This is a genomic window from Sphingomonas canadensis (assembly GCF_026013525.1).
Lineage (GTDB): Bacteria > Pseudomonadota > Alphaproteobacteria > Sphingomonadales > Sphingomonadaceae > Sphingomonas > Sphingomonas canadensis.
Genome location: NZ_JAPDRA010000001.1, coordinates 736335 through 762567, shown reverse-complemented (window position 1 = coordinate 762567; position 26233 = coordinate 736335). Strand labels below are relative to the sequence as shown.

The window sequence follows — 26233 nt, the reverse complement described above, 5'->3', positions numbered from 1 at the left end:
TGTCCGGGCGCCACGATAGCCGAAGGCGGCGGCCCGGGGTAGCCGCGGGCGTTGCGCGGCGGCGCGGGCTGCGCCACGACGGGGCATGACCCAGCTCCCTGCCGCAGGCGCCGAAGCCGCCGCCCTCCTCGAAACCCTCGGCTGCCCGCTCGCGCCGGGCGGCCGCCCCTCGCCGATCGACGGCAGCGCGATGCCGCTGGTGCCCGATGCGGCGGACGTGGACGCCGCGATCGCGCGCGCCGCCGCAGCCTTCGCCGAATGGCGCAGCGTTCCGGCGCCGGTCCGCGGCGCGCTGGTCCGCCGCTTCGGCGACGCGCTGCGCGAACAGCGCGAGCCGCTGGGCCGCCTGGTCGCGATCGAGACGGGCAAGCCGCTGTCCGAGGGCGTGGGCGAGGTTCAGGAGATGATCGACATCTGCGAATTCGCCACCGGGCTCTCGCGCCAGCTCTACGGCCTCACCATCGCCAGCGAGCGGCCCGAGCATCACATGCGCGAGATGTGGCACCCGCTGGGGCCGGTCGCGATCATCAGCGCGTTCAACTTCCCCGTCGCGGTCTGGGCGTGGAACGCGGCGATCGCGCTGGTCTGCGGCGACAGCGTGATCTGGAAACCGAGCGAGAAGACCCCCGTCACCGCCCACGCCGTCCACGCGCTGTTCGATCGCGTGGCGGCCGAATGCGGCGCGCCCGCGGGCCTGTCCCAGCTCGTTCCCGGCGGACGGGATACCGGCGCCGTGCTGGCCGCCGATCCGCGCATCCCGCTCGTCTCGGCCACCGGAAGCGTGCCGATGGGCCGTGCGGTGGCGCAGGCGGTGGCGGCACGGCTGGGCCGATCGCTGCTTGAGCTGGGGGGCAACGCCGCCACCATCGTCGCCCCCAGCGCCGATCTGGACCTGGCGGTGCGCGCCATCGCCTTCGGCGCCGCGGGCACCACCGGCCAGCGCTGCACCACCATGCGCCGCCTGATCGTGCATGAAAGCGTGTGCGATGCGCTGCTGGCGCGGCTGAAGCGCGCCTATGCCTCGCTCCCCATCGGCGATCCGCGCGCGCCCGGCATGCTGGTGGGGCCGCTGATCGACGGCGATGCGGTGTCCGCGATGGCGACCGCTCTCGAACGCGCGCGGGCGGAGGGCGGCACGGTCACCGGCGGCGAGCATCTGTACGGCAACTATGTCCGCCCCGCGCTGGCCGAGATGCCCGGGCAGAGCGATCTGGTGCGCGAGGAGACCTTCGCGCCGATCCTCTATGTGCTGCGCTATTCGGATTTCGCGGAGGCGATCGCGCTCCAGCGCGACGTGCCCCAGGGCCTGTCCTCCTCGATCCTGACCAACGACCTGCGCGAGGCGGAGGCGTTCCTTTCGGCCACCGGGTCCGATTGCGGCATCGCCAACGTCAATATGGGCACCAGCGGCGCGGAGATCGGCGGCGCGTTCGGCGGCGAGAAGGAAACCGGCGGCGGCCGCGAGTCCGGATCGGACGCCTGGAAGGCGTACATGCGCCGCCAGACCCAGAATGTGAACTTTGGCCGCAGCCTGCCGCTGGCCCAGGGCGTGGAATTCGAGGTTTAGGGTTATCGTTGCTTAGGCAGCCCCAGCCCGGCCAACCATCGAGGACGCTGCCGTTGGGTGGCCGGGTGGGGGAAGCGGGCCGGTGCCGATTCCGCCATGGGGCCTCTTTCCCCGGGCGCCGCGGCGCCCGGGGAAAGCCGCCCTCGGCCGCTCAGAGATTGGCGGTGAGGAAGCCGGTGGCCACCACCAGCAGGATCATCGCGAGCAGGATCATCCGCCCGAGCATCGATGGCGCGAAGGCCTTGGGCCGGTGCTTGCGCAGCAGCTCCATCTTGGCCTGCATGCCAGGGCGCGAGGAGAGCAGCCCGCGATCGAGGATCGGCGCTTCGGCCAGAAAGCGTTCCGCCTCGGCCGCCTCCTCCGGCGATACCTCGGGATAGCGTTTCAGGATCGCCTCGATCCGGTCGATGGCGGTGTTGGTGGAGGTGCCCGGCGGCGCGGGCTGGTGTTCGATGATCATGGTCGCAAAGCCTTGCGTGGCGCGCGCCGCCGCAATCGCGGGCGCGCGGGTATGGGATGCCCGGCGCGCGGCCGGGCGGATCGGATTTCAGGGCTTCAGGCTTGCGGGGGAGCGCGGGCGCGGCACGGCGAATGGCGCCGCCGCGCGGGGGGAGCCGCTTCCGCGATGCTTGCGGGTGCCGCAGCCTTCGCATGCGGCGCGGCGGGCAGGTTCGTGGTGCCGGGCGGGATCGGGTGCCCGTCCGGCCCATCCGGCCCATCGTCCAGCCGCAGGCCGGGCTGCGCGCGGCGCAGCTCGAACTGGCGGCCGGAGAAGGAAAGGCTCTGGTCGGATGTCGCCGCGGCGAACGCCGATCGCAGCCGATCGCCCCGCGCCGCACCCGCATCGGGCGCCAGCGCCGCCAGCATCGCGATGGCGATGCCCAGCATGGCAACGGCACGGGAAAGCTGGCGCAGCGGCGTCATCGCCCCAAGATAGGGTGCCCGGCCCGGAATGGCGAATCGGCGCCCTCCTCCCGGGCGGCGGCGCTGGGCATGGAGGGCCGCTATCGCGGCCAATCTTCGCGTCTTCGCGCCTTCGCGCCTTCGCGTGAAACACAAGCGAAGCCGGGGTCAGCCCAGGGCGAACCGGTCAGATCAAACCTGCCCCGCTGCGGCACGGCATCGGGAATCGCTTCCCATCGGGGCAGCATCTGGTGCAACCTGGCCGGCGGGCCGGGAACATCTCGCCCGCGGCAGGAGGAATATTCTCCATGGGAAACGCAACACTTCCGCGCGCATGCGCCGTGCTCGCGACGGGGATCGTCACGCTCTGCGCCTCGCCTTCCAGCGCCGGACAGGACAGCACGGCCAATTGCCGCGATAGCGTGGTTTCGAAGCTGCGCGACGGCTCCGGCACGGTCTGCACCCCGCCGCCGTCGCCCGCCGATGACAAGGCGAAGAAGAGCAGCGGGTCGGGCACGCCCGGCGCGCCCGGGCCGCAGGGGCTTACGCCCTCGCCCTCCTATCTGCCCGACGCACCCTTTGCCGCGTCCGCGACGGCCGGCGGCGCCGGCGAAGGCCCGCAGCGGCAGGAGGGCACGCCCGTCTACCTGCCGGATGCGCCGTTCGTGACCGGGGGCCGCGCAACGAAAACGCCGCCGAAGCAGGAAGCCGCCGGCCCGAAACGATAGCCCGCCCTATAGCGCCACCCTACAGCGCCACCCTATAGCGAGCGCGCGATCAGCACCTTCATGATCTCGTTCGATCCGCCGTAGATCCGCTGCACCCGCGCGTTCCGCCACATGCGGGCGATCGGATATTCGTTGATATAGCCGTATCCGCCATGGAGCTGCAGGCATTCGTCCAGCACCTGCCATTCGGTGTCGGTCACCCAATATTTGGCAATCGCCGCGGTGGTCAGATCCAGCGTGCCGGCCATCTGGCGCTGGATGCAATCGTTGACGAACACCTTCGCCACCGTCGCCTTCGCCTTGCATTCGGCGAGCTTGAACTGGGTGTTCTGGAAATCGAACACCGCCTGGCCGAACGCCTTGCGCTGGCGGACATATTCGGTGGTGACGTCGATCGCCTTTTCCATCGTCACCACGCTGCCCACCGCGATCACCAGCCGTTCGCGCGGCAGTTCGGCCATGAGCTGGCGGAAGCCCTGGCCCTCTGCGGTGCCCAGCAGGTTGTCGGCGGGCACCCAGACGTCATCGAAGAACAGCTCGCTGGTGTCCTGGGCATCGAGCCCGATCTTGTCGAGCGCCTTGCCGCGGCGAAACCCCTCCGCCTGCGCCGTCTCGACTACCAGCAGCGATACGCCCTTGGCGCCCTGGGCCGGATCGGTCTTCGCCACCACGATCACGAAATCGGCGATCTGGCCGTTGGAGATGAAGGTCTTGGCGCCGTTGATGCGATAGCCGTTGCCGTCCCTGAGCGCGGTGGTGCGGATCGATTGCAGGTCCGATCCCGCGCCCGGCTCGCTCATCGCGATGGCCGACACCAGCTCGCCCGAGCAGAGCCGCGGCAGCCAGCGCCGCTTCTGCTCCTCGGTCCCGTGCGCGAGGACATAGGGGAGGATGATCACATTGTGCAGCGACAGCGCGAAGCCATCGACGCCGTGGCGCCCCACCTGCTCCACCAGCGCCACGTCGTGGCGGAAATCGCCGCCGCCGCCGCCATATTCGGCGGGGATGGAGGCGCCGAGCAGCCCCGCCTCCCCCGCCTGGCGCCAGAACGCGCGCTCGACCTGCCCGGCCTCGCGCCACCGGGCGACGCGCCCGGGCGGCGCCTCACGCTCGAAGAAGCGGGCGGCGGCATCGGCCAGAAGCTGGACCTCCGGGTCCAGCATGCATTCGGGCGGGGGCACGTCGAGCGCGGCCATGGTCAGCGCGGCGCCATGCGGATGCCGCCGTCCAGGCGGATATCCTCGCCGTTCAGATAGGGGTTGCGGATCATCTCCATCGCCAGGCTGGCGTAATTCTCCGGCGCCCCCAGCTTCTTGGGGAACAGCACCGATGCGGCCAGCGCATCGCGGACATTGTCGGGCAGGGCGGCCAGCATCGGCGTGTCCATGATCCCGGGCAGGATGGTGTTGACGCGGATGCCCTCAGCCGAAAGATCGCGCGCGATCGGCAGCGTCATGCCCACCACGCCCGCCTTCGACGCGGAATAGGCCGCCTGGCCGATCTGCCCGTCCTCGGCCGCCACGCTGGCGGTGTTGACGATCGCGCCGCGCTCGCCGTCGATCGGGTCCAGCGTCATCATCCCCGCCGCCGCCTTGGCGATGCAGCGGAAGGTGCCGATCAGGTTGACCTGGATCACCCAATCGAACGCGGCGGCGGGGAAATGCTTGACCTCGCCGGTCGCCTTGTCGCGGCTGGCGGTCTTGCAGGCGTTGCCCACGCCCGCGCAGTTGACCAGGATGCGCTCCTGCCCATGCGCCGCGCGCGCCTTGGCGAAGGCTGCGTCCACCGATTCGTCGGATCGCACGTCCACCTGGCAGAAGACGCCACCCAGTTCGGCGGCCAGCGCCTCGCCCTTGTCGGCGTTCATGTCGAACAGCGCGACCCTGGCGCCCGCCGCCGCCAGCGCGCGCGCGGTCGCCGCGCCCAGGCCCGATGCGCCGCCGGTCACCACCGCTGCCGTACCTTCGAACTTCATCTCTCTCTCCCGTTCAGGCGACGGCCCCGGACGCGCGCAACTGCGCGATCCGGTCCGCCGGAATGCCGATATCCGCAAGCACCGCGTCGGTGTCCGCGCCGATCTCTCCCATGGCGCGCGGGGGCGGCGCCGGGGTTGCCGAAAAGCGCGGCGCGGGGGCCGGTTCGGTACGCCCGCCGACCTCGACGAAGGTGCCGCGCGCAATATTATGCGGATGCGCCGCCGCCTCGGCCAGCGTCAGCACCGGCGCCACGCACGCCTCGACGCCCGCGAAGCGCGCCGCCCAATCGTCGCGGCTGCGCGTGGCGAACAGCGCCGTCAGCCGCTCGCCCATGCGCGGCCAGCCGGACGGGTCCATCTGCCGCGCGAAATCGGCATCGCCCTCCAGCCCCAGCACGCCCAGGAAGGCGGCATAAAATTGCGGCTCAAGGCAGCCGACCGACAGGAACCCGCCATCGGCGCAGGCATAGACGCGATAGAAGGGCGCCGCCCCGCTCAGCAGCGTCGCGCCCGGCCCGTCCGGCCACATGCCCATGGCGCGCATGCTCCAGGTCATCGCGGCGATCGCCGCCGAGCCATCGGTCATCGCGGCGTCGATCACCTGGCCCGCGCCGCCGCGCTGTACCTCCAGCAGCGCGCAGACCATGCCGAACGCCAGCATCATCCCGCCGCCGCCGAAATCGCCGATATAGTTGGCCGGGGGCAGCGGCACGCCCCCAGGCGGGCCGATCCCCTCCAGCACGCCCGCGATGGCGATATAATTGATGTCGTGCCCCGGTTCCTGCGCCATCGGGCCGTGCTGACCCCACCCGGTCATCCGGCCGTAGACCAGCCGGGGATTGTCGGCCAGCAGCACCTCCGGCCCCAGCCCCAGCCGCTCCATCACGCCGGGGCGGAAGCCCTCGACAATCCCGTCGGCGGTGCCGCACAGCGCACGGGCCGCGGCAACGCCATCGGGCTGCTTCAGGTCGATCACGATCGAACGGCGCGATCGCGCCATCGATCGCGCCGCGAAGCCGCCGCCCCGGCGATCGATCCGGATCACCTCGGCGCCATGATCCGCCAGCATCATCCCGCAGAAGGGGCCAGGACCGATCCCGGCGAACTCGATGATGCGCAGCCCGTGCAGCGCACCCCCCATCACAGCGCCTCGATGATCGTCACATTGGCGATGCCGCCGCCTTCGCACATCGTCTGCAGGCCATAGCGCAGCCCGCGCCGCCGCAGCGCATGGACCAGCGTGGCCATCAGCTTGGTGCCGCTGGCGCCCAGCGGGTGGCCGAGCGCGATGGCGCCGCCGTTGACGTTCAGCTTGGCCGGATCGCCGCCGACATGCTCCAGCCAGGCGAGCGGCACGGGCGCGAACGCCTCGTTCACCTCATAGAGATCGATGTCGCCGATCTTCATCCCTGCGCGGCCCAACGCCCGGTCGGTCGCGAACAGCGGCTCTTCCAGCATGACCACGGGATCGCCCGCGGTGACCGTCAGGTTGTGGATGCGCGCAAGCGGCGTCAGCCCATGCGTCTTCAGCGCCGCCTCGCTCACCACCATCACCGCCGACGATCCGTCGCAGATCTGGCTGGCGTTGCCCGCGGTGATCACCCCGCCCTCGGCCAGCGTCTTGAGCGAGGCCAGCCCCTCGGCAGTCGCGTCGAAGCGGATGCCTTCGTCCACGCCGTGCAGTGCCGCGCCCTCGGGCGTCTCCACCTCCAGCGGCACGATCTCATCGGCGAAATCGCCGCGTTCAGTGGCGGCGGCGGCGCGGCGGTGGCTTTCGAGCGCATAGGCGTCGAGCCGCTCGCGGCTATGGCCATATTTGCGCGCGATCATCTCGGCACCGGTGAACTGGCTGAAGCCCTTGACCCCGAAGCGATCGAGCACCTTCTGGCTGAACGGGCGGGCACCCACCACGCTGGTGCCCATCGGCACGCGGCTCATATGCTCGACGCCGGCTGCGATCACCACGTCCTGGGTGCCGCTCATCACCGCCTGGGCGGCGAACTGGATCGCCTGCTGGCTCGATCCGCACTGGCGGTCGATGCTGACGGCCGGGACGGACTGGGGCAGCGTGGAGGCGAGCACGCAGTTGCGGCCGATGTGCAGCGCCTGCTCCCCCGCCTGCGCCACGCAGCCCATGATCACGTCCTCGATCGCGGCGGGATCGATGCCCGCGCGCTCGGTCACCGCGCTCAGCGCCGCGCCGCCCAGATCGTTCGGATGCCATCCCATCAGCCGCCCGTTGCGGCGCCCGCCGGCGGTGCGCACCGCCGCCACGATATATGCCTCGGCCATCGTCTCTCCCTACGGCGCCTGCCGCGCCACTTACATCGGTGTAAGTGAGCCGAGGGGCTGGGGCAATGGCGCTTTCAGGGGATCAGCGCCCGCGCAGCAGCAGTGCCGCCATCGCCAGCGCCCAGGCCGCGCCCGCGCACCAGCCCGCCAGGATGTCGCTCGGCCAATGTACGCCCAGATAGGCGCGCGAGAAGCCGACCGTCACCGCGAACGCCGCAGCAGCAGCCATCCCCGCCGCGCGCAGCCGCGTTGGCGGCGCCAGCCGCGCCAGCAGCAGCGCCGCCGCCATGCCCGCCGCCGCGCAGTTCTGCGCATGGCCGCTCGGGAAACTGGTGCCGCTGGCGTGCGACAGATGCTCGACCAGATCGGGCCGCGCACGGGCAAAGAGCTGTTTGAGCAGGTTGTTCGCGATCATCGAGCCGCCGACCGCGGCCACGACGAACAGCGCCTCGAAGCGCCGCCGCCGCCACAGCAGCAGCGCGGCCGCGATCAGCCCCGCCACGATCAGCGCCTTGGTGCTGCCCAGCCGCGTCGCCAGCGACATCAGCGGCAGCGCCCAGCCCGCGCCGATCGGCGTCGCCGGATCGGCGGGATCGCGCAGCGCGCGGATCAGCCATTGGTCCACCGGCCCGCCCGGCCCGCTCGCGATCAGCGCGAGCACGGCGAAGCCCAGCGCGAGCGCCGCCGCGGCATAGAGCTGGCGCCGCGCGCTCATGCGCCGAACGCCTTGCGGACCAGCGCGATCACCTCGGCGCGCACCTGCGCATAGGGCCGGTTGGCGTCGACATCGGCGATCGGCGCACCGTTGAAGCGCAGCAGCGGCGTGGTCGCGATCTTCTGCGCCACCAGCGCCTCGCCATGATCGGGCTGGCGCGCCATCGCGGTCTCCACGGTGATGTTCAGCCGGATCACCAGCGTAGGCAGCCAGGCGGCCATCCGCTCATATTGCCGCCGCTCCCGCGCGGCGAGCCATCCCACCAGCGCGCTGCCCGCCGCAGCCGCCGACAGGCCCGGCCCGTCGTAATAGCCGGGCACCTCCACCTGCGGATAGCGATCGGTGATCACCGCCACGCCCTGCCGCCGCATCTTCAGCACCCGACCGAAGCTGCGCCGCCGCCGGATCGAGAAGGCATAGATGACGAGCGCGGTTACCAGGCCGGGGATCTTCGCATTCTTGTCGCGCGCGCGGCCCGCCTTGGCCGCGATGCGGCGCTCCACCGCCGGGCCGATCAGCGGCCAGCCCTTGATCCTTTGCCCCAGGTCGCCCGATCCCAGGCCCAGATAGGCCTGCGCCACCGGCCGTTCCCCGCCCAGCTCCGCGGCGATATCGGCGGAGAGGGTGGACTTTCCCGAACCATCCGCACCGACGATCGCCACCAGCGGGGCGAGCGCCTGGGTCACCGCATATCCCGGTAATAGCCCGTCCAGGAGCCGATCTCGGTAAGCAGGAACGCCGCCGCCAGACCGCCCCAGGCCCAGAACACCCAGGCCTGGCCCGCCGGCACCGCGGCGGCATCGAAGCCGAGCCGCGCGAACCAGCACAGGAACACGCAGGTGCCGAGCAGAAAGACCTTCTGCCGCTCGCGCCAGATCATCCGCTTCCACCAGAATTTATACTTGGGCTTCACCCATCCGTGGAAGCGCGGGAACAGCGCGGGCACGTCCTTGGCCCATTTCGCATGCGCATCGCCGAACTTGCCGCGCAGGAACTCCTCCTCATAGATCGAGACGCGCTCGTAGATGAGGACGGAGAGCAGGAAGGTGATCGCCCCGAACACCCAGCTTCCGCTGAGCATCGCCATGCCGGTGTAGTTGACGATACGGCCGACATAGAGCGGGTTGCGCACCAGCGAATAGGGGCCGGTGGTGTTGAGCTCGGCCGCCTCCGCCGCCGCCTTGACCCGGCCGGAGGTGCCCAGCGCGGCCCAGCCGCTGGTGAAGATGCGGATCACCGCGCCCAGCGTGGCGACGCCCAGCGACAGCCAGAACCAGGCGCAATCGGCCGATGCGCTGTCGAACGGCCCGGCATCGCGCGTACACCAGGCGATCAGCGTGGCGATGGCGATTACCGCGTAGATATAGGTGCCGCGGATGACGAACAGGAATTTGCCCGATCGCGCTAGTTCGTGTTGATACATTTGCCCCTCATTCGGTGCCGCGCGCCGGATCCGGCCGCGGCGGAAAATCTGATGAACCGGAAGAGATTCGCCCCGTGCTGCAAGGCCCGATACCGGCGGATCGCGGCAGCTAAATGGCCGGAGCGCGATGCTCGCGCGCGTTCAATATCGCCTCGGCCAGCCGGTGATCGGCCGGTTTGTCGACGTCGATCGCGGCCTCCGCGGCGCGCATCACCACCGGCTTGGCCTTCAGGCTCAGGCGGCGGCCGGCGCGCGCCATCGCCTCGGCCAGCCCGATCGTGCGCGTCACCGCGCGAAGGAACAGCGCCGGGCCGAAGCGGCTGACCAGCTTCAGCGCCTTCTTGCGGTCCTGCTCGACCAGGCTCCACAGCGCCAGTGCGCTCGCCACGCGCTCGTTGCGCATCGCGAACAGGTTGGCGCCTGAATATTGGCCGCCGCGGAACTTGATCCAGGTGCGGCGCGTGGCGGGATAGCTCGCCTCGATCGTGCGGCGCTCGCCAAAGCCCACCGCCAGGTCGCAATCCTGGGCGCTGGCCAGGAACTCGGCGATCATCTCGCGGGTGAGCAGCACATTGTCGGCCGTGGTGACGAATACCGGCCATTCGACCTCGCCCGCCTCGAACAGCGCGGCGATGCTGGAGGCGATTCCCATCCCGCCCACGGCCTTGCCCACGCGCGGCTCGGCCGCCAGCCAGGCGGCGTCGCCGGTCATCAAACTGTCAGGATCCTGGGCTAGCACGATGACGCGCCCGATTTCGGGAGTCGCAAGCAGCGTGTGCGCCACGCGCGAGAGCATGCTGCTGCCGGCGATGGGGATCAGCGCTTTCCAGGGCACGCCGAAATGTTCGGCCAGTGCATCGACGCCCGGCCGCTGGCCGGCGAGCAGAACCGCGGTCCAGCCCGGCGCGGCGGGGGGTTCCCCGCCGGAAGGATCAGGCGCGAGCAAGGTAACAGGCCACCATTTCGAGAGGCGTGGAGCGATTCCTGCCGCCACTTGCTAGCTTGTCCGTACCGGCACTCCCAGATCGAGCGATAGTTACTGGCGCACCCGACAGGATTCGAACCTGTGGCCTTTGCCTTCGGAGGGCAACGCTCTATCCAGCTGAGCTACGGGTGCGCAAGGCGGCCCGCGTAGCAAAGCCGCGCGGGCCGCGCCAGCCCCGTTGGAACGAAGCCGGCACCGGGACGGGACGCCGCAAGGCCTTGCGCGGCAGGTTCCGGCAAAAATCGCCGGAAACCCGCCTCAGTTCGCCTTGACGAGCTTCACCGGCTGGAACTTGCCCAGGCCGCAGGTCGCGCCGGGGATGTGGCTGGAGCTGTCGAACACGGTGATCGTGTCGGTCGAGCAATAGTTGCTGGTCGAGCTCTTGTGGACGAACGCCTTGCTGAAGCCCAGGCCCGGGCAGGCGCTGGGCAGCTCGTTGCGATAGACCTTGTTCCCGCTGGTGACGAAATCGATCACCTTGTCGTTGCGCACCTTGGTCTCGCGGATCTGACTCAGCGACAGGCAGCTCACGGCCTCGCCGTCCGGGGTCGCCTCGGGCGCCTCGTTCTTCTGCGAGGCGGGGGCCGCGGCGGCGAGCAGCAGGCCCGCGGCAATCAGTATCGGACGCATCATAACCTCCTGGCTTCTATTGGCCCTTTGCGGGCGCGGGCGTCTTGGGCTCGAACGCGCAGAGATCGGCGACCACGCACCGCCAGCACGCAGGAGTCCTAGCCTTGCAGACATATCTGCCGTGCAGGATTAACCAGTGATGAGCGTGCAGGCGGAACGGCTGGGGCACGGATTTTTCCAGCGCCAGCTCCACCGCCAGCGGCGTCTTGCCGGGGGCAAGGCCCGTGCGGTTGCCGACGCGGAAGATATGCGTGTCGACGGCAAAGGTCTCGGCGCCGAACGCCACGTTCATCACCACGTTCGCGGTCTTGCGGCCCACGCCGGGCAGCTTCTCCAGCGCCTCGCGGTCGGCGGGCACCGCGCCGCCGTGATCGCGGATCAGCGCCTCTGACAGCGCGATGACGTTCCTGGCCTTCATGTTGAACAGGCCGATCGTCTTGATATGCTCCTTCAGCCCCGCCTCGCCCAGCGCCACCATCTGCGCGGGCGTCGTCACCTCGGCGAACAGGCGGCGGGTGGCCTTGTTCACGCCGATGTCGGTCGCCTGGGCGGAAAGCACCACCGCGACCAGGAGCTGGAAGTCGTTGCCCGCCTCCAGCTCGGTCTCCGGATGCGGATTCGCTTCGGCGAGCCGGGAGAAGAATTCGAAGACCTTGTCCGGCGCCATCGCCTTGGGCGCGCGCCTGCGCGCGGGCTTCACAGCCCCAGCACCTGATCCATCGTGTAGCGGCCCGGATCGCGCCCGGCGAGCCACAGCGCGGCGCGGATCGCGCCATGGGCGAAGATCGTGCGGTTTTCCGCGCGGTGGCCCATCTCGATCCGCTCGCCATCGCCCGCGAAGACGACCAGGTGATCGCCCGCCACGCTGCCGCCGCGCATGCTGGCGAAGCCGATCGTTCCTTCCGCGCGTGCGCCGGTGAGCCCCGAACGGTCATAGACCGCGGCTTCGGACAGCGTCGTCCCCAGCCCGTCCGCCGCGGCGGCGCCCAGCATCAGCGCGGTGCCCGAGGGCGCGTCCACCTTGTTGCGGTGGTGCATCTCCAGCACCTCGATATCCCAGCCCTCGCCCAGCCGTTCGGCCGCCTGGCGCACCAGCGAGCAGAGCAGCGCGACGCCCAGCGAGGTATTGCCCGTCTGGAGCACGGCGATATCGCGCGCGGCGGCATCGACCAGATCGTGGTGGCGCTGCGCCAGCCCGGTGGTGCCGACCACGATCGGCGTGCGCGCGGCGCGGGCGGCCGCCAGGTTCGCCTCCAGCGCGGCGGGGGCGGAAAAATCCACCAGCACATCGGCCTTGCGCGCCAGATCGGCGGGATCGTCGGCCACATCGGCGCCGCCCGCGACGCGCGCGCCCAGCCCGGGCGCGGCCTCCGCGATCGCACGCCCCATCCGCCCCGCGCTGCCATAGATGCCGATGCTCGTCATGGCGCCGCTACTAGGGCAGCGCGATTGTCCGCGCCAGCCACAGCTTGTACGCCGCCCGCATGAGCGACATCGCCAACATCGTGATCCTGACCGGCGCCGGCATCTCGGCCGAAAGCGGCATCGCCACCTTCCGCGGCCCCGGCGGGCTGTGGGAGGGGCACCGGGTGGAGGACGTATGCACCCCGCAGGCGCTGGCGCGCGATCCGGAGCTGGTCCACCGCTTCTACGACGCGCGCCGGGCCAAGCTGGCGGAGGTGTCGCCCAATCCGGCGCACGCGGCGATCGCGCGGCTCGATTCGGCATGGCCGGGCGAGCTGCTGGTGGTGACCCAGAATGTCGACGACCTGCACGACCGGGCGGGCACGCGGCGGCTGCTCCACATGCACGGCGAGCTCAAATCGGCGCTGTGCGCGGCGTGCGGCCATCGTGAGGCCTGGGAGGATTCGCTGCCGCCGCGCGCCGCCTGCCCGGCGTGCGGCGCCCCCGCGCTGCGCCCGGACATCGTGTTCTTCGGCGAGATGCCCTATCATATGGAGGCGATCGAGCGGGCGCTGTCGCGTGCGGACCTGTTCGTCTCGATCGGCACTTCCGGCGCGGTCTATCCGGCGGCGGGATTCGTCCAGACGGCGCGCTATCACGGCGCGGAGACGCTGGAGCTGAACCTCGATCGATCGGAGGGCAGCGGCTGGTTCGGCGAGAGCCGGCTGGGGCCTGCGGGCGTGCTGGTGCCGCAATGGGTCGATTCGCTGCTGGGCTGAACCGGCGCGCGGCTCAGCCATATTCGCCGCGGAACACGGGCACGCACCCGCCGCCCACGCCGCCGGTAACCCCCGCCCCGGTGCGCCGCGCGAAGGGGCGGAGCAGGCTGGGCCGCCCCATCTCGACGCCCTGGCGCATCGTGAATTCGGCCGCATCGCCCCCGTCGAGCGACAGCAGCAGCGCGGCGAGCGCGCTGGCGGCGCTGCCGGTGGCGGGGTCTTCCCAGGTACCCGCAAGCGGGGCGAACATCCGCGCATGGACGGCGGCGCCTTCGCGCGCATAGATCAGCAGCGACAGCCGCCCTTCCATCCATGGCTGCAGCGCCGCGCGGAAGGCGGCGATATCGGGCAGCGCCCGGCCGATCGCGTCCGCCGCCACCTCCGCCACGACGAAGTCCACCCCGGCGCTCACCTGCACCGGACGATGCGCGCGGGTCAGTACGTCGCGCTCCGCCAGCCCGGCACAGGCGGCGGCGGCGGCAGGATCGAGCTCCGGCCCGATGGCCAGCGGCTGGGGCGCGGTGAGCCGTCCACCCGTCGCCATGCCGCCCGCGCCCGTTTCGATCGCCACGCGAACCAGCCCGGCCGGAACCTCCAGCCGCGCCTCTCCCCCGGCCACGCGGCCCAGCCGGGCGAGCACACAGGCGGTGCCGATGCTGGGGTGGCCGGCGAACGGCATCTCGTGCGCGCGGTTGAAGATGCGGACGCGCGCGGTGTTCGCGGGATCGGCGGGCGGCAGGATGAAGCTGGTCTCGCTCAGGTTCATCTCCGCCGCCAGCGCCTGCATCTCGGCATCGCCCAGGCCGTCCGCATCGATGAACACCGCCAGCGGATTGCCGCCGAAGCGGGCATCGGTGAACACGTCGACGGTTTCGAAGCGATAGGGCATGTGGCAATTCCGGGACTGGGCAGGACGATATTAGTTCGTTAATTGGCGAAGAACCGAAATGCAAGCGGCGGACATCTTCAAGGCGCTGGGAAGCGCCAAGCGGCTCCAGATCCTGGAATGGCTGAAGGATCCGCGCGCCCATTTCCCGCCCCAGCGCGACGGCGATCTGGTGGAGGACGGGGTGTGCGCGGTGTTCCTGGCAGACAAGCTGGGCGTCAGCGCCTCGACGCTGAGCGAGCATATGCGGCTGCTGGTCGCCGCCGGGCTGGTCACCGCCAAGCCGGTGAAGCAATGGACCTTCTACCGCCGCGATGCGGAGGGCGCCGCGCGGGTGGCGCTCATGCTGGGCGAGGCGGTTTAGCCCCGCGCGCGGTCAGGCGGCGTTGGCCGGGGGACGGCGCGAACCGCGGAACGACAGCGTCTCCCACAGCGCGACCAGGATCAGCACCCCGGTCGTCGCCGCCGAAAGCGCGGCCGGTTCCAGCGCCTGCCACGCCGAGCCCACCCCCGCCAGCATCGCCAGCCCGGCGACATGGCTGACCGGCCAGCGCCCCCAGGTCGCGCGCTTGAACAACAGGCAGCCCAGCAGATACAGCGCAGGCCCGCCAACCAGGCACATCGCCGCGAACGGATCGGTGTGGCCGGTGGGGTGCGCCAGCACCAGCTCGTCCGACGCGGCCGTCAGCACGATCCCGGCGCCGATCGGCAGGTGGAGATAGGTATAGGCCAGCCGCGCGACCCGCCCCGGATCGGCGGCATGGGCGATATGCTCGCTCGCCCGCTCCGCCCCGATGTTGAAATAGATCCACCACATCGCGACCGTGGCCAGAAAGGCCGAGGCGAAGCCGGTCAGCACGGCCGCGCGCCATTCCGCCTCGGCAAAGGTCGCGCCGGTGATCAGGATCGATTCGCCCAGCGCGATGATGACGAACAGGCCGCATCGCTCCGCGACATGCGCGCCCTCGATCGTCCAGTCGGTCGAACGCGACGCGCCGAGGCCGGGCACGAAGAAACCGGCGGCGGGCGACACCAGCTCCAGCGCCAGCGCCGCGCCCCAGATCGCCGGGCGCGCACCGGGCTCCGCGAAGCCGCCCCACAGCCACAGCACCGCGGCCAGCGCGCCCCAGACCATGATCCGTGCGAAATTGCGCTGGTTGGCGCGATCCACCCCGCGCATCGCCAGCATCACGAACAGCGGGCGCCCCACCTGCATCGCGGCGAAGGCGACGGCGAACAGCGCGCCGCGGCTGTCGAAGGCATGCGGGATCGCGATCGCCATCGCCAGCCCCGCCGCCATCAGCGCGAACAGCAGCAGCCGCACCGGGGCGCGATCGGGATCGAGCCAGTTGGTGGACCAGGCGGTGTAGATCCACGTCCACCACACCGCCAGGAACAGCATGCCGGTTTGCGCCAGCCCCTCCACCCCCGGATGCGCCAGCAGCCCGTGCGAGAGCTGGGTCACCGCGAAGACGAAGACCAGGTCGAAGAACAGCTCGGCGAAGGAGACGCGCGCATGCCCGCCGTCGCGTTTGCGCAGCAGGCTGCCGTTATGCCCCTGGTTCATCCGTCCCCCCGGCTGGCCGATGCCCCGGGGGTAGGGCAAACCACCGGCCCCGGGCAAGCGCGCCGCGCGGGCAGGCGCCGGTCAGGCCGCGGCGGCGGCGCCCGGCTCGCCCGGATCCTCCGCCACATCGACGATGCCCGTGCGCGGGCGCCGGTCGACGCTCAGCTCGAATATGTCGGGGCGGGCATGATGGCCGTCGATGTTCATCGTCGTCAGCCCCGCGTCGATCTCCGCCAGGTCCAGCTCGGCGATCAGCATCCGCGGCTCCGAATCGGCCTGGGCGATCGCCACGCCGTCGGGCGCGATCACCGCGCTGCGGCCGGACTGGAGCCGCCCCTCGGGCAGCATGTTGAGCAGCGCGCGGCCCGGGCCGGCATCGCCGCCCGCGCGCGCATAGCCCGCCAGATAATCCTGCTTGTACTGGATCGTGCCCGCGGCCAGCACGAAGGCCCGCGCCTCATAGGCATAATGCGCCGAAGCGAGCAGGCTGATGTCGTGGACGGTGGGCCAGGCGGCGACATGGATCTCCTCGCCCGCATGATCCATCGCGGCGCGGACCAGCGGCATCCAATGTTCCGCCGAGGCGAGCTGGCCGACGCGGCCCCAATGCGCCTGATGCACCTCCAGCGTCGATCCGTCGCCCGATCCCAGCAGCATGCGCTCGCCCGGAGTATGGACCAGCTTGCGGTGGAGCAGCGGCGGCGCCTTGGGCCGGAACAGGAACTGGGTGCTGAACAGGCTGTTGCGCACCCGTTCGAACCCGCCGGCGGATACGACCACGCCCGCGATGTCCACCGCCCATTGCAGCGCGGCGAAGCGCGGATCGTTGCCGCGCACCGCCTGGCGCAGCAGCATCGCGTGCAGCTCCTTGGTGCCGGGATGGTCCCACAGCGCGGGCGCTGGCACATGCTCCAGCCAGGCGGGATGGCCGCCCAGGAATCCCTCGCCGAACGCGATCACGCGGGCGCCGGTCTCGATCGCTTCCTTGGTCAGCCGGATGGCCCGCTCGATGCTCTCGTCCACGGCCAGCGGCACCGGCACGTCCTGCACGATCGCCGCCTTGATCTTCCTGCTCATCCGAATCGATCCCGCCCGTTGCTAGGTTCTGCAAACGCGGGAACATCCCATGGGCGTCTTACTTTGGCGTGAAGACGGCGCGCGTCATTCGACCCATTCGAGCCCGATGTCGCGATAGAGCGAGCGGTCTTCCTCCCACCCCGGATTGACCTTCACATGCAGGTAGAGGTGAACCTTCACCCCCAGCAGCTTGGCCAGTTCGGCGCGGGCGCGGCTGCCGATCTCCTTCAGCCGGGTGCCGCCCTTGCCCAGCACGATCGCGCGCTGGGTGGGGCGGGCGACCAGGATCTGCTGGTGGATTTCCACCGAACCGTCCTCGCGCTCGCTGTACTTCTCGGTCTCCACCGCGCTGGCATAGGGCAGCTCGGCGTGGAGCTGGAGGTAGAGCTGCTCGCGCGTCACCTCGGCCGCCAGCATGCGATCGGTGGCGTCGCTCACCTGGTCCTCGGGGAAGTGCCACGGCCCTTCCGGCATGCGCGCGGCCAGCGCGGCCTTCAGCTCGGCCACGCCATCGCCGGTGGCCGCGGAGACGAAGAAGGTATCGGCGAAGGCCAGCTTCTCGTTCAGCTTCGCGGCATGGGCCAGCAGCCTGGGCTTGTCGGCGACGTCCACCTTGTTGAGGATCAGCAGCTTGGGCTCGGGCCGGTCCCTCAGCCGCTCCAGGATGATCTCCACCTTGGGGCCGATCCCCGCCTTGCCGTCCACGACCAGCGCGATCAGGTCGGCGCCGTCCGCGCCCTCCCACGCCGCGGCCACCATCGCGCGATCCAGCCGGCGCGAGGGCGCGAAGATGCCCGGCGTATCGACCAGGATAAGCTGCGCCGCCCCCTCGATCGCGATGCCCATCAGCCGCGCGCGCGTGGTCTGCGCCTTGGGGCTGACGATCGCAACCTTCTGGCCGACGAGCGCGTTGACCAGCGTGGACTTGCCCGCATTGGGCGCGCCGACCACCGCGATCAGGCCGCAATGTTGTTCAGATACCGTCACGCAAACTCCGTTCGCTGAACCGTTACCCCGCCAGCTTCTCCAGCAGCGCGGCGGCCGCTTCCGTCTCGGCCTCCTGCTTGCTGGTGCCGGTGCCGGTGGCGTCGGCCAGCTTACCCAGCGATACCTTTACCGTGAAGCGCGGCGCATGGTTCGGGCCGGACCGGTCGACCACCGCATATTCGGGCGGCTTGCGGTTATGCGCGGCGGCCCATTCCTGCAGCGCGGACTTGGGATGCTTGGGCGCCTGGGGCTGGGCGTCGATGCGGCTGGCCCAGGCGCCGCGGATGAAGGTGCGGACGGGCTTCATCCCCGCCTCCAGATAGAGCGCGCCGATCAGCGCCTCCATCACGTCGCCCAGCACATTGTCGCTGTCGGCGGCGCCGTCCTCGCGCGCCTGCTTGCCCAGCCGCAGGTGCGCCGCCAGCCCCAGCTCGCGCGCCACGCCTGCGCAGACCGCGCCAGTCACCAGCGAGTTGAGCCGCCGCGACAGCGCGCCCTCCGGCTCGTCCACGAAGCGTTCGAACAGCCATTCGGCGATCGCCAGCCCCAGCACGCGATCGCCCAGAAACTCCAGCCGCTCGTAATTGGCCGCGGCCTGGCTGCCATGGGTCAGCGCGCGTTCGAACGGGGCGAGATCGGCGGGCCGGTGGCCAAAGCTGGCTGCGATCCAGTCGCCGAGGCTCAAAAGCCCTCCCCGATCCGGCTCCAGCGCGCGGCGGTGAACCAGGTCCAGGGCAGCAGCCACGAGGCGCTGCCGTCGGTCGACCAGAAGGTGACCACCGCCTTGCCCTCCAGATTCTCCATCGGCACGAAGCGGATGCCGCTGCGGTTCTCGTCGGATGTCTGGGGAAAGCGGCTGTCCGCGCTGTTGTCGCGGTTGTCGCCCATCAGGAAGACGTGGCCCGGCGGCACGGTGAACACCACGGTGTTGTCCGAATCCTGCTCACCCTCGTCCAGCACCTCATAGCTCTTGCCGCCCGGCAGCGTCTCGCGGAAGCGCGGGATGTGGCATTCGGCCTGGCCGTTCGCGCCGGTCTTCACGAACTCGACCTTGCAGCCATGGTCGGGCACCGGATCGGCGGGCGTGCCGGCGGGGAAATTGGGGGAGGCGGGCACCACGAAATCGGCGATCCGCTCCTTCGGCACCGGCTTGCCGTTCAGCACGAGCTGGCCGTCCACCATCTGCACCGTATCGCCCGGCAGCCCGATCACGCGCTTGATCCAGTCGTTGCGGTCGAACGGCGGCGCCTTGAACACCACCACGTCGCCCCGCGCGGGATCGGACCAGTGCATGTTGGGCAGCAGCGGCAGGCTGAACGGCAGCGAATGGCGCGAATAGCCGTAGTTGAACTTGGTGATGAACAGATAGTCGCCGATCAGCAGCCGCGGCAGCATCGATTCGCTGGGGATGTTGAACGGCGAGAACAGGAAGCTGCGCACCACCACCACGATCAGCGCGAGCTTGAGCAGGAACGATCCGAGGTCCTTCCATTCGGACTTGGGCGCGGCCGGCGCGGCGGCGGCGGGCTGCTCGGCGGGGGGCGTTTCTTCCATGGCGCCCGTGTGCGTGGCGCGCGCGCCAGCGTCAAGCGGCTGAATCCGGGTGGCGGCACCGGGTTTGGGACGATAGGTCTGGGGCCGGCAAGGAGAATCCCAAGCATGGCCATTCCGGACTGGACCCATATCCGCGCGCTCGATCCGGCGCCGCTCACCGAATTGTTCGCCGCAGACCCCGGCCGGCTGGCGATGCTGTCGGCCGATGTGGCCGGCATCCATTTCGACTGGTCGAAGACGCATCTGACGCGCGCGGCGATCGACGCCTTCGCCGCGCTGGCAGAGCAGATGGGGCTGGCGGCGAAGCGCGACGCGCTGTTCGCGGGCGCCGCCGTCAACGTCACCGAAGGCCGCGCCGCCGAACATAGCGCCGAACGCGGCGACGGCGCGCCCGAGAGCGTGGCGCGCGCGAACGCCCTCCACGCCCGCATGCGCGCGCTGATCGACGCGATCGAGGCCGAGGCGCTGGGGCCGGTGCGCCACATCGTCCACATCGGCATCGGCGGATCGGCGCTTGGCCCGGACCTGTTGATCGACGCGCTGGGGCGCGATGCGGACCGTTACGAGGTCGCGATCGTCTCCAACGTCGACGGGCTGGCGATCGAGGACGCGCTGTCGCGATTCGATCCCGGCGCGACGCTGATCGCCATCGCCTCCAAGACCTTCACGACCACGGAGACGATGCTGAACGCCGAAAGCGCGCTGGCCTGGCTGCGCGAGGGCGGGGTGGAGGATCCCTATGGCCGCGTGATCGCGCTGACCGCCAATCCGGACAAGGCGATCGAATGGGGCGTGGACGAAACGCGCATCCTGCCCTTCTCCGAAAGCGTCGGCGGGCGCTATTCGCTGTGGTCGTCGATCGGCTTTCCCGCCGCCGCGGCGCTCGGCTGGGCGGCGTTCGAGGAACTGCTGGAGGGCGCGGCCGAAATGGACCGGCATTTCCGGCTGACCCCGGCGGAGCGCAACATGCCCGTGCTCGCCGCCTTCGCCGACCTGTTCTACGCCCAGGCGGGCGGATGCCAGACGCGCGGCGTGTTCGCCTATGACGAGCGGCTGCGGCTGCTGCCCAGCTATCTCCAGCAGCTCGAGATGGAATCGAACGGCAAGAGCGTGACCGCCGAGGGCGAGCCCGTCGCCTGGCCGACCGCGCCGGTAACCTGGGGCGGGGTGGGCACCGATGCGCAGCATGCCGTGTTCCAGCTTCTCCACCAGGGCACGCACCTGATCCCGGTCGAGCTGATCGGCGTGATCGAGCCCGGCGACGGCATGGCCGAGGATCATCACCGCCAGTTGCTGCTCAACATGTTCGCGCAGGGCGCCGCGCTGATGGCCGGGCGCGGCCATGCGGATGCGGCGCGCGCCTATCCGGGCGACCGGCCGACCGCCACGATGCTGCTCGACCGGCTCGATCCGCGCACGCTGGGCGCGCTGATCGCCTTTTACGAGCATCGCACCTTCGCCAATGCGGTGCTGCTGGGGATCAACCCGTTCGACCAGTTCGGCGTCGAGCTGGGCAAGGAGATGGCCAAGGCGGCGGAGCGGGGCGGGCAGGATTTCGATCCTTCCACCACCGACCTGATCCGCCGCGCCTTCGGCTGAACCCGTGCCCGCCGCGGCCCGCGCGGGTTTCACCCTGCGCGCCGCGGCGGGGCGATCGGCATTTGCCAGCACGCCCGCGACACCCCAGATAGGCGGCCCGGACAGGCGGCCGTGAATCGGCGCTGCGGAAACAGACCGGGGATTGAGCGGGAACTGCAATGGCAAGCTACGACTATGACCTGTTCGTCATCGGCGCCGGTTCGGGCGGCGTGCGCGCGGCGCGCATCTCCGCCGCGCATGGCGCGAAGGTGGCGATCGCCGAGGAATATCGCGTCGGCGGCACCTGCGTGATCCGCGGCTGCGTGCCCAAGAAGCTGCTCGTATACGGCGCGCATTTCGCCGAGGACCTGAAGGACGCCCGCCGGTTCGGCTGGGAGGTGCCGGAATGCGGGTTCAACTGGGCCGCGCTGCGCGAAAACGTGCTGAGCGAGGTGGACCGGCTGAACGGCGCCTACACCTCCACGCTCGACAACAACAAGGTCGAGACATTCCTGGAACGCGCCACGATCGCCGGGCCGCATGCGGTGAAGCTGGCCGGCGGGCGCACCGTCACCGCCAAGTACATCCTGATCGCCACCGGCGCACGGCCGCAGGTTCCCGAATGCCCGGGGCACGAGCTGGGCATCACCTCGAACGAGGTGTTCCACCTGGAAGCGCTGCCCAAGCGCATCCTGATCGCGGGCGGCGGCTATATCGCCAACGAATTCGCCGGGATCTTCAACGAGTTCGGCACCAAGGTGACGCTGATGAACCGCAGCGACGTGATCCTGCGCGGCTATGACGCGCAGCTTCGCGACCGGCTGCTCCAGATCTCGATGGCCAAGGGGATCGACTTCCGCTTCAACGCCGCCTTCGAGAAGATCGAGAAGAGCGCCGGGGGACTCACCGTCCATATGAGCGGCCATGATCCGGTCACCGTCGATACCGTGCTGTTCGCCACCGGCCGCGTGCCCAATATCGAGGGGCTGGGGCTGGAGAACGCCGGGGTGGAGACCAACCAGCGCGGCGCGATCAAGGTCGACGCGGACAATCGCTCCACCTGCGACAGCATCTATGCGGTGGGCGACGTGACCGATCGCATCCAGCTAACCCCCGTCGCGATCCGCGAGGGCCATGCCTTCGCCGATTCGGTGTTCGGCGGAAAGCCGTGGCAGGTCGACTATGATTGCGTGCCCAGCGCGGTGTTCAGCCATCCGCCGCTGGCATCGGTGGGGATGACCGAGGCACAGGCGCGCAACACGCTGGGATCGGTCGCGGTCTATACCTCGGACTTCCGGCCGATGAAGAACGTGCTGGCCGGGCGCAACGAACGATCGCTCTACAAGATGGTGTGCGACGCATCGACGGGGCGGGTGGTGGGCCTGCACATGATCGGGCCGGACGCGCCGGAGATCCTTCAGGCCGCGGCGGTGGCGGTGAAGGCCGGGCTGACCAAGGATGCGTTCGACCAGACGGTGGCGCTCCACCCGTCGATGGCCGAGGAGCTGGTGCTGCTGAAATAGCGGCGCGGGGCGAGGAGGCGGGGCGCCCTATCCCGCCGGGTGCAGCACGGGCCGGCGCGACTTCCGCCCGGCGGCGGCGGCGCGGACCATCTGCACCAGCCGCTTCGATTCGCGCAGGATGCGGCTCTTCTCGAAATAGCCGAAGGCGCCGCGCGCATAGCTTTCCTCCACCGCGTCGCTGCGGCTGGTGAGCATCACGGCATGGGTCGATTCATGCACCGCGTCGAGCAGCGCCAGCCCGTCGGTGCCCGGCATGGCGATGTCCAGCGTGACGACGTCGGGATGGAGTTCGCGCACCATGCGCGCCGCGCTCTGCGCGTCGGCGGCGGAGCCGAGCAGGATGATATCGGGCTCGCGGCCCAGCACCTCTTCCAGCATCGCACGGATGGTGAGCGAGTCGTCGACGATAAGGACGCGCACCGAAGACATAGCTGCCCCTTCCAATCCTGCCGCAGTTCTAGCGGCCGGTCAGCGGGGGCGCATTTCCGGGAAAGGGCGCGCCGGGTTTGTACCTATCCGCCAAGCAAGGAATCGGCAGCCGTCTTTTCCGGCGGCGGGCCGGAATGGCGGGCGATCACGCTGGTCGCGGCGACGTCCATGGTGACGTTGCCCAGCGTGCGGACCAGATCGGGCAGCATCTCCACCGCCACCAGCAGCGCCAGCGGCTCGATCGGCACGCCCATCGCCAGCGCGATCGGCGCGATCGAACTGACGAAGCTGACCTGCCCGGGCAGGCTCACCGCACCCATGGTGGTGATCGCCGCCGCCGCGATTCCCGCCGCAAGCTGCGCCGGGCCGGGCGTGATGCCGAAGACGTGCGCGACATAGATCGCCACCGCCAGGTTCATGCACGGCCCGGTCGCGCGGAACAGCGCCACCGCCAGCGGCAGCACCAGGCCCGAGGTGGCGACCGGGATCCCCAGCCGCTCCGCCCCGCCCAGCATCGCGGGCAGCGACGCGAGCGAGCTCTGCGTGCTGATCGCCACCGCCTGCGCCGGGATGATCGCGCGGAAGAAGCGCGGCGGCGCCACGCCCCCGCCGATCCACGCCACCGGATAGGCAAGCACCCACACCACCACGCCCACCGCGGACACCACCACGACATAATGGACCAGCGCGCCCAGCGCCGCCGTCCCCGCATGCGCCGCGACGGCATAGCCCAGCGCCGCCACGCCCAGCGGCGCGATCCACAGCACCCAGCCGATGATCACCAGCATCGCATCGCGCAGCGCCTCGAAAAAGCCGGTCAGCGTGCGCCGCTGGCCATCGGGCAGCCGCGTGATCGCGAAGCCGAACACGCAGGTGAAGACGATCAGCGGCAGGAAACTGTCGGTCGCCGCGGCCGATATGGGGTTGGACGGCACGATGCTGCCCAGGAACTGGCCGAAGCTGGGCACCTCCCCCACCGGTGCCGCGCCCTGGAAGGTGTTGCGCAGCGCCTGGGCCGAGGAATCCGCCAGCGGCCACAGGTCAAGCAGCCCCAGCGTTACCACCGCCCCGATCGCGGAGGAGGTCCACAACACCACCAGGAAAAGCGCGATCGCGCGCCCCGCCACCCGCCCGGCGCGCGCCGCCTCCGCCGTGGCGGCGATGCCCGTGACCACCAGCGCCACCACCAGCGGCACGATCGTCATGCGCAGCGCGTTGAGCCAGGCGATGCCCACCGGCTCCACCCATCCGGCGGCGGATACGGCGGCTTGCGGATTGGCGGCGGTGGCGGCGATCCCGATAGCGAGGCCCAGGATCAGCGACAGGAAGATTCGGGTGGCTTGCGACATTCTCGCCCTAACGATTTTTCAGCGCTATCAGGGCATAGCGTAGCCTGGTGCCGTTTTCAGCATGCTGGATCGGCGTCGGCCCGCTCCCTCGCCCGGCCACCCAGCTTCAGTATCCTGTGGGTGGCCGGGCGAGGGAGCGGGCCGGCGCCGCCCGGATGAAACCGGCCCTGGTCCGATCAAGGACGCGAGAAGCAGGGGCATGGCAAGAAAATATTTCGGAACGGACGGCATCCGCGGGCTGACCAACATGGCCCCGATGACGGCGGCGATGGCGATGAAGGTCGGCATGGCCGCCGGCGCCCATTTCCGGCGCGGCGAGCATCGCCATCGCGTGGTGATCGGCAAGGACACCCGGCTTTCGGGCTATATGCTGGAAAACGCGATGGTTGCGGGCTTCACCAGCGTGGGGATGGACGTGGTGCTGGTCGGCCCGATGCCCACCCCGGCGGTGGCGATGCTGACGCATTCGATGCGTGCCGATCTGGGCGTGATGATCTCCGCCAGCCACAATCCCTTCGCCGACAACGGCATCAAGCTGTTCGGGCCGGACGGCTACAAGCTGTCGGACGAGGACGAACTGGCGATCGAGGCGCTGATCGACGGCGATGTCGCGCTGGCGCAATCGGGCGACATCGGCCGCGCCCGCCGCGTGGAGGATGCGCGCGGCCGGTACATCCATTTCGCCAAGTCCACCTTCCCCAGCGACCTGCGGCTCGACGGGCTGAAGATCGTGGTCGATTGCGCCAACGGCGCCGCCTATCAGGTCGCGCCCTCCGCGCTGTGGGAGCTGGGGGCCGAGGTGGTGGCGATCGGCGTCACCCCCAACGGCAAGAACATCAACCACGGCGTCGGCTCCACCGCGCCGCAGATGCTGTGCGAGACCGTGGTCGGCTCTGGCGCGGCGATCGGCATTGCGCTGGACGGCGACGCCGACCGGCTGATCGTGGCGGACGAGACCGGGCGCGTGGTGGACGGCGACCAGCTCATGGCCACCATCGCGGGCGGATGGGCACGGCAGGGGCGGCTGGCGGGTGGCGGGCTGGTGGCCACCGTGATGTCCAACCTGGGGCTGGAGCGCCATCTGTCGGCGCAGGGGCTGGGGCTGGTGCGCACCAAGGTGGGCGACCGCTATGTGCTCGAGAAGATGCGCAGCTCCGGCTATAACGTCGGCGGCGAGCAGAGCGGGCACATCATCCTTTCCGATTACGCGACCACCGGCGACGGGCTGGTCGCCGCGCTCCAGGTGCTGGCCGAGCTGGTCCGCGCCGGCGCGCCCGCCAGCGAGGTGCTGCACCGCTTCGATCCGCTGCCCCAGCTTCTCAAGAACGTGCGCTTCAAGGGCGGCAAGCCGCTCGACGATCCAAGGGTGAAGGACATGATCGCCGCGGCCGAGGCCGAGCTGGACGGCAACGGCCGCCTGGTCATCCGCCCCTCCGGCACCGAGCCGGTGATCCGCGTGATGGCCGAGGGCGACGACCGCGCCCAGGTGGAAGCCGTGGTGGACCGCATCTGCGACGCCGTGCGCGAGGCGGCGGCCTAAATTCCCCTCCCGCTTGCGGGAGGGGCTAGGGGAGGGGCAGCCCTCCTCGTCAGTTCCGGGCCGGCCAGGCCCTCCCCCGGCCCCTCCCGCAAGCGGGAGGGGAGAAAGGCAGGCAGATGCTCGAAATGCGCCCCGATTGCGAACGCTGCGGCACCGATCTGCCTGCGAACCAGGGCGGCGCGTTCATCTGTTCGTTCGAATGCACCTTCTGCGCCGGTTGCGCCGATGCGCTGGACGAACGCTGCCCCAATTGCGGTGGCGAGCTGCTCGACCGGCCGGCGCGGGTGGGCAAGGCGCTGGCGAACAATCCGGCCTCGACGGAGCGCAGGTTCAAGGGCTAAC

The 26233-nt window shown here is 70.3% G+C and carries 29 protein-coding genes and 1 tRNA gene; 8 read left to right on the top strand and 22 right to left on the bottom strand.

The genetic code is table 11. The annotated features are described in order from the left end of the window. Positions 1-85: 85 nt before the first annotated feature. Positions 86-1567: an L-piperidine-6-carboxylate dehydrogenase gene (gene amaB, locus OM513_RS03710; RefSeq protein WP_264942774.1), complete on the top strand. Its 1482-nt coding sequence runs from the start codon at positions 86-88 to the stop codon at positions 1565-1567. A gap of 151 nt (positions 1568-1718) precedes the next feature. Here amaB and OM513_RS03705 read toward each other — a convergent pair whose 3' ends face one another. Continuing rightward, a complete protein-coding gene (locus OM513_RS03705; protein WP_264942773.1) occupies positions 1719-2027 on the bottom strand; it encodes a hypothetical protein in 309 nt (102 codons plus the stop codon). Between the two features lie 95 nt (positions 2028-2122). Continuing rightward, positions 2123-2491, bottom strand: coding sequence for a hypothetical protein (locus OM513_RS03700; RefSeq protein WP_264942772.1), 369 nt, complete (start codon positions 2489-2491; stop codon positions 2123-2125). Between the two features lie 287 nt (positions 2492-2778). Here OM513_RS03700 and OM513_RS03695 point away from each other — a divergent pair, with 287 nt between their 5' ends. Next, positions 2779-3198 carry a hypothetical protein gene (locus OM513_RS03695; protein WP_264942771.1) on the top strand — a complete coding sequence of 140 codons (420 nt, stop codon included), beginning with the start codon at positions 2779-2781 and terminating at the stop codon, positions 3196-3198. A 32-nt stretch (positions 3199-3230) separates the two neighbouring features. Here the strand turns inward: OM513_RS03695 and OM513_RS03690 are convergent, their stop codons facing one another. From OM513_RS03690 to dapB, 12 genes are all read right to left on the bottom strand, one after another. Continuing rightward, positions 3231-4394 carry an acyl-CoA dehydrogenase family protein gene (locus OM513_RS03690; RefSeq protein WP_264942770.1) on the bottom strand — a complete coding sequence of 388 codons (1164 nt, stop codon included), beginning with the start codon at positions 4392-4394 and terminating at the stop codon, positions 3231-3233. 2 nt (positions 4395-4396) lie between these two features. Next, positions 4397-5173, bottom strand: a complete 777-nt coding sequence (locus tag OM513_RS03685; protein WP_264942769.1) for an SDR family NAD(P)-dependent oxidoreductase — start codon at positions 5171-5173, stop codon at positions 4397-4399. Between the two features lie 13 nt (positions 5174-5186). Next, on the bottom strand, positions 5187-6314 hold the full coding sequence (locus OM513_RS03680; protein ID WP_264942768.1) for a CaiB/BaiF CoA transferase family protein: 1128 nt from the start codon (positions 6312-6314) through the stop codon (positions 5187-5189). After that, complete coding sequence (locus tag OM513_RS03675) at positions 6314-7465, bottom strand: acetyl-CoA C-acetyltransferase (RefSeq protein ID WP_264942767.1); 1152 nt, start codon at positions 7463-7465, stop codon at positions 6314-6316. The genes OM513_RS03680 and OM513_RS03675 overlap by 1 nt, the downstream gene beginning before the upstream one ends. Positions 7466-7547: 82 nt before the next feature. After that, positions 7548-8180, bottom strand: coding sequence for a phosphatase PAP2 family protein (locus OM513_RS03670; protein ID WP_264942766.1), 633 nt, complete (start codon positions 8178-8180; stop codon positions 7548-7550). Beyond that, complete coding sequence (locus OM513_RS03665) at positions 8177-8866, bottom strand: nucleoside/nucleotide kinase family protein (RefSeq protein ID WP_264942765.1); 690 nt, start codon at positions 8864-8866, stop codon at positions 8177-8179. Before OM513_RS03665 ends, OM513_RS03670 begins: the two co-directional genes overlap by 4 nt. After that, positions 8863-9603, bottom strand: coding sequence for a methyltransferase family protein (locus OM513_RS03660; RefSeq protein ID WP_264942764.1), 741 nt, complete (start codon positions 9601-9603; stop codon positions 8863-8865). The genes OM513_RS03665 and OM513_RS03660 overlap by 4 nt, the downstream gene beginning before the upstream one ends. Positions 9604-9712: 109 nt before the next feature. Then, the gene (locus OM513_RS03655) at positions 9713-10549 is read right to left on the bottom strand and encodes an NTP transferase domain-containing protein (RefSeq protein ID WP_264942763.1); all 837 of its coding nucleotides are present in this window, start codon (positions 10547-10549) and stop codon (positions 9713-9715) included. Positions 10550-10643: 94 nt separating this feature from the next. Next, a tRNA-Arg gene (locus OM513_RS03650) sits at positions 10644-10720 on the bottom strand. A gap of 126 nt (positions 10721-10846) precedes the next feature. After that, entirely contained in the window at positions 10847-11218 is a 372-nt protein-coding gene (locus OM513_RS03645; protein WP_264942762.1) for a DUF6491 family protein, read from the bottom strand. A gap of 16 nt (positions 11219-11234) precedes the next feature. After that, positions 11235-11885 carry an endonuclease III gene (nth, locus tag OM513_RS03640; RefSeq protein WP_264943036.1) on the bottom strand — a complete coding sequence of 217 codons (651 nt, stop codon included), beginning with the start codon at positions 11883-11885 and terminating at the stop codon, positions 11235-11237. Positions 11886-11914: 29 nt separating this feature from the next. Next, entirely contained in the window at positions 11915-12643 is a 729-nt protein-coding gene (gene dapB / locus OM513_RS03635) for a 4-hydroxy-tetrahydrodipicolinate reductase (protein WP_264942761.1), read from the bottom strand. A 59-nt stretch (positions 12644-12702) separates the two neighbouring features. Here dapB and OM513_RS03630 point away from each other — a divergent pair, with 59 nt between their 5' ends. Further along, positions 12703-13401, top strand: a complete 699-nt coding sequence (locus tag OM513_RS03630) for an NAD-dependent deacylase (protein WP_264942760.1) — start codon at positions 12703-12705, stop codon at positions 13399-13401. A 13-nt stretch (positions 13402-13414) separates the two neighbouring features. Here the strand turns inward: OM513_RS03630 and OM513_RS03625 are convergent, their stop codons facing one another. Then, positions 13415-14290 (bottom strand): PhzF family phenazine biosynthesis protein, encoded by an 876-nt coding sequence (locus tag OM513_RS03625; RefSeq protein ID WP_264942759.1) that lies wholly within the window; start codon positions 14288-14290, stop codon positions 13415-13417. Positions 14291-14348: 58 nt separating this feature from the next. Here OM513_RS03625 and OM513_RS03620 point away from each other — a divergent pair, with 58 nt between their 5' ends. After that, on the top strand, positions 14349-14651 hold the full coding sequence (locus tag OM513_RS03620) for an ArsR/SmtB family transcription factor (RefSeq protein ID WP_264942758.1): 303 nt from the start codon (positions 14349-14351) through the stop codon (positions 14649-14651). A gap of 12 nt (positions 14652-14663) precedes the next feature. Here the strand turns inward: OM513_RS03620 and OM513_RS03615 are convergent, their stop codons facing one another. From OM513_RS03615 to lepB, 5 genes are all read right to left on the bottom strand, one after another. Then, positions 14664-15854 carry a low temperature requirement protein A gene (locus OM513_RS03615; RefSeq protein WP_264942757.1) on the bottom strand — a complete coding sequence of 397 codons (1191 nt, stop codon included), beginning with the start codon at positions 15852-15854 and terminating at the stop codon, positions 14664-14666. 81 nt (positions 15855-15935) lie between these two features. After that, entirely contained in the window at positions 15936-16931 is a 996-nt protein-coding gene (locus tag OM513_RS03610; RefSeq protein WP_264942756.1) for a nitrilase-related carbon-nitrogen hydrolase, read from the bottom strand. Between the two features lie 84 nt (positions 16932-17015). Next, positions 17016-17918, bottom strand: a complete 903-nt coding sequence (era, locus tag OM513_RS03605) for a GTPase Era (RefSeq protein WP_264942755.1) — start codon at positions 17916-17918, stop codon at positions 17016-17018. A 22-nt stretch (positions 17919-17940) separates the two neighbouring features. Then, the gene (gene rnc / locus OM513_RS03600; protein WP_264942754.1) at positions 17941-18603 is read right to left on the bottom strand and encodes a ribonuclease III; all 663 of its coding nucleotides are present in this window, start codon (positions 18601-18603) and stop codon (positions 17941-17943) included. After that, entirely contained in the window at positions 18600-19472 is an 873-nt protein-coding gene (lepB, locus tag OM513_RS03595; RefSeq protein ID WP_264942753.1) for a signal peptidase I, read from the bottom strand. Before lepB ends, rnc begins: the two co-directional genes overlap by 4 nt. A gap of 105 nt (positions 19473-19577) precedes the next feature. On the opposite strand from lepB, the gene pgi reads away from it, so the two are divergent. Together pgi and gor are read left to right on the top strand one after the other, a co-directional pair. Then, entirely contained in the window at positions 19578-21071 is a 1494-nt protein-coding gene (gene pgi, locus OM513_RS03590; RefSeq protein WP_264942752.1) for a glucose-6-phosphate isomerase, read from the top strand. 158 nt (positions 21072-21229) lie between these two features. Next, positions 21230-22573, top strand: a complete 1344-nt coding sequence (gor, locus tag OM513_RS03585) for a glutathione-disulfide reductase (protein WP_264942751.1) — start codon at positions 21230-21232, stop codon at positions 22571-22573. A 27-nt stretch (positions 22574-22600) separates the two neighbouring features. Here gor and OM513_RS03580 read toward each other — a convergent pair whose 3' ends face one another. Together OM513_RS03580 and OM513_RS03575 are read right to left on the bottom strand one after the other, a co-directional pair. Continuing rightward, the gene (locus OM513_RS03580; protein WP_264942750.1) at positions 22601-23002 is read right to left on the bottom strand and encodes a response regulator; all 402 of its coding nucleotides are present in this window, start codon (positions 23000-23002) and stop codon (positions 22601-22603) included. An 83-nt stretch (positions 23003-23085) separates the two neighbouring features. After that, positions 23086-24351 carry a dicarboxylate/amino acid:cation symporter gene (locus OM513_RS03575; protein WP_264942749.1) on the bottom strand — a complete coding sequence of 422 codons (1266 nt, stop codon included), beginning with the start codon at positions 24349-24351 and terminating at the stop codon, positions 23086-23088. Between the two features lie 199 nt (positions 24352-24550). Between OM513_RS03575 and glmM the strand changes: the two genes are divergently transcribed. Both glmM and OM513_RS03565 read left to right on the top strand, forming a co-directional pair. Then, positions 24551-25891 (top strand): phosphoglucosamine mutase, encoded by a 1341-nt coding sequence (gene glmM / locus OM513_RS03570; protein ID WP_264942748.1) that lies wholly within the window; start codon positions 24551-24553, stop codon positions 25889-25891. A 116-nt stretch (positions 25892-26007) separates the two neighbouring features. Continuing rightward, a complete protein-coding gene (locus OM513_RS03565; protein ID WP_264942747.1) occupies positions 26008-26232 on the top strand; it encodes a DUF1272 domain-containing protein in 225 nt (74 codons plus the stop codon). The last annotated feature ends 1 nt before the right edge of the window (position 26233 follow it).

Bases quoted from the DNA above. Each gene is read 5' to 3' on its own strand.
- OM513_RS03575 (WP_264942749.1), bottom strand. From the start codon at position 24,351: ATGTCGCAAGCCACCCGAATCTTCCTGTCGCTGATCCTGGGCCTCGCT.
- OM513_RS03675 (WP_264942767.1), bottom strand. From the start codon at position 7,465: ATGGCCGAGGCATATATCGTGGCGGCGGTGCGCACCGCCGGCGGGCGC.
- OM513_RS03680 (WP_264942768.1), bottom strand. From the start codon at position 6,314: ATGGGGGGTGCGCTGCACGGGCTGCGCATCATCGAGTTCGCCGGGATC.
- glmM (WP_264942748.1), top strand. From the start codon at position 24,551: ATGGCAAGAAAATATTTCGGAACGGACGGCATCCGCGGGCTGACCAAC.
- OM513_RS03645 (WP_264942762.1), bottom strand. From the start codon at position 11,218: ATGCGTCCGATACTGATTGCCGCGGGCCTGCTGCTCGCCGCCGCGGCC.
- OM513_RS03690 (WP_264942770.1), bottom strand. From the start codon at position 4,394: ATGGCCGCGCTCGACGTGCCCCCGCCCGAATGCATGCTGGACCCGGAG.
- OM513_RS03695 (WP_264942771.1), top strand. From the start codon at position 2,779: ATGGGAAACGCAACACTTCCGCGCGCATGCGCCGTGCTCGCGACGGGG.
- OM513_RS03705 (WP_264942773.1), bottom strand. From the start codon at position 2,027: ATGATCATCGAACACCAGCCCGCGCCGCCGGGCACCTCCACCAACACC.
- pgi (WP_264942752.1), top strand. From the start codon at position 19,578: ATGGCCATTCCGGACTGGACCCATATCCGCGCGCTCGATCCGGCGCCG.
- OM513_RS03565 (WP_264942747.1), top strand. From the start codon at position 26,008: ATGCTCGAAATGCGCCCCGATTGCGAACGCTGCGGCACCGATCTGCCT.
- gor (WP_264942751.1), top strand. From the start codon at position 21,230: ATGGCAAGCTACGACTATGACCTGTTCGTCATCGGCGCCGGTTCGGGC.
- lepB (WP_264942753.1), bottom strand. From the start codon at position 19,472: ATGGAAGAAACGCCCCCCGCCGAGCAGCCCGCCGCCGCCGCGCCGGCC.
- OM513_RS03670 (WP_264942766.1), bottom strand. From the start codon at position 8,180: ATGAGCGCGCGGCGCCAGCTCTATGCCGCGGCGGCGCTCGCGCTGGGC.
- OM513_RS03700 (WP_264942772.1), bottom strand. From the start codon at position 2,491: ATGACGCCGCTGCGCCAGCTTTCCCGTGCCGTTGCCATGCTGGGCATC.
- amaB (WP_264942774.1), top strand. From the start codon at position 86: ATGACCCAGCTCCCTGCCGCAGGCGCCGAAGCCGCCGCCCTCCTCGAA.
- OM513_RS03625 (WP_264942759.1), bottom strand. From the start codon at position 14,290: ATGCCCTATCGCTTCGAAACCGTCGACGTGTTCACCGATGCCCGCTTC.
- OM513_RS03610 (WP_264942756.1), bottom strand. From the start codon at position 16,931: ATGAGCAGGAAGATCAAGGCGGCGATCGTGCAGGACGTGCCGGTGCCG.
- nth (WP_264943036.1), bottom strand. From the start codon at position 11,885: ATGGCGCCGGACAAGGTCTTCGAATTCTTCTCCCGGCTCGCCGAAGCG.
- OM513_RS03630 (WP_264942760.1), top strand. From the start codon at position 12,703: ATGAGCGACATCGCCAACATCGTGATCCTGACCGGCGCCGGCATCTCG.
- dapB (WP_264942761.1), bottom strand. From the start codon at position 12,643: ATGACGAGCATCGGCATCTATGGCAGCGCGGGGCGGATGGGGCGTGCG.
- OM513_RS03660 (WP_264942764.1), bottom strand. From the start codon at position 9,603: ATGTATCAACACGAACTAGCGCGATCGGGCAAATTCCTGTTCGTCATC.
- OM513_RS03685 (WP_264942769.1), bottom strand. From the start codon at position 5,173: ATGAAGTTCGAAGGTACGGCAGCGGTGGTGACCGGCGGCGCATCGGGC.
- OM513_RS03580 (WP_264942750.1), bottom strand. From the start codon at position 23,002: ATGTCTTCGGTGCGCGTCCTTATCGTCGACGACTCGCTCACCATCCGT.
- OM513_RS03620 (WP_264942758.1), top strand. From the start codon at position 14,349: ATGCAAGCGGCGGACATCTTCAAGGCGCTGGGAAGCGCCAAGCGGCTC.
- OM513_RS03615 (WP_264942757.1), bottom strand. From the start codon at position 15,854: ATGAACCAGGGGCATAACGGCAGCCTGCTGCGCAAACGCGACGGCGGG.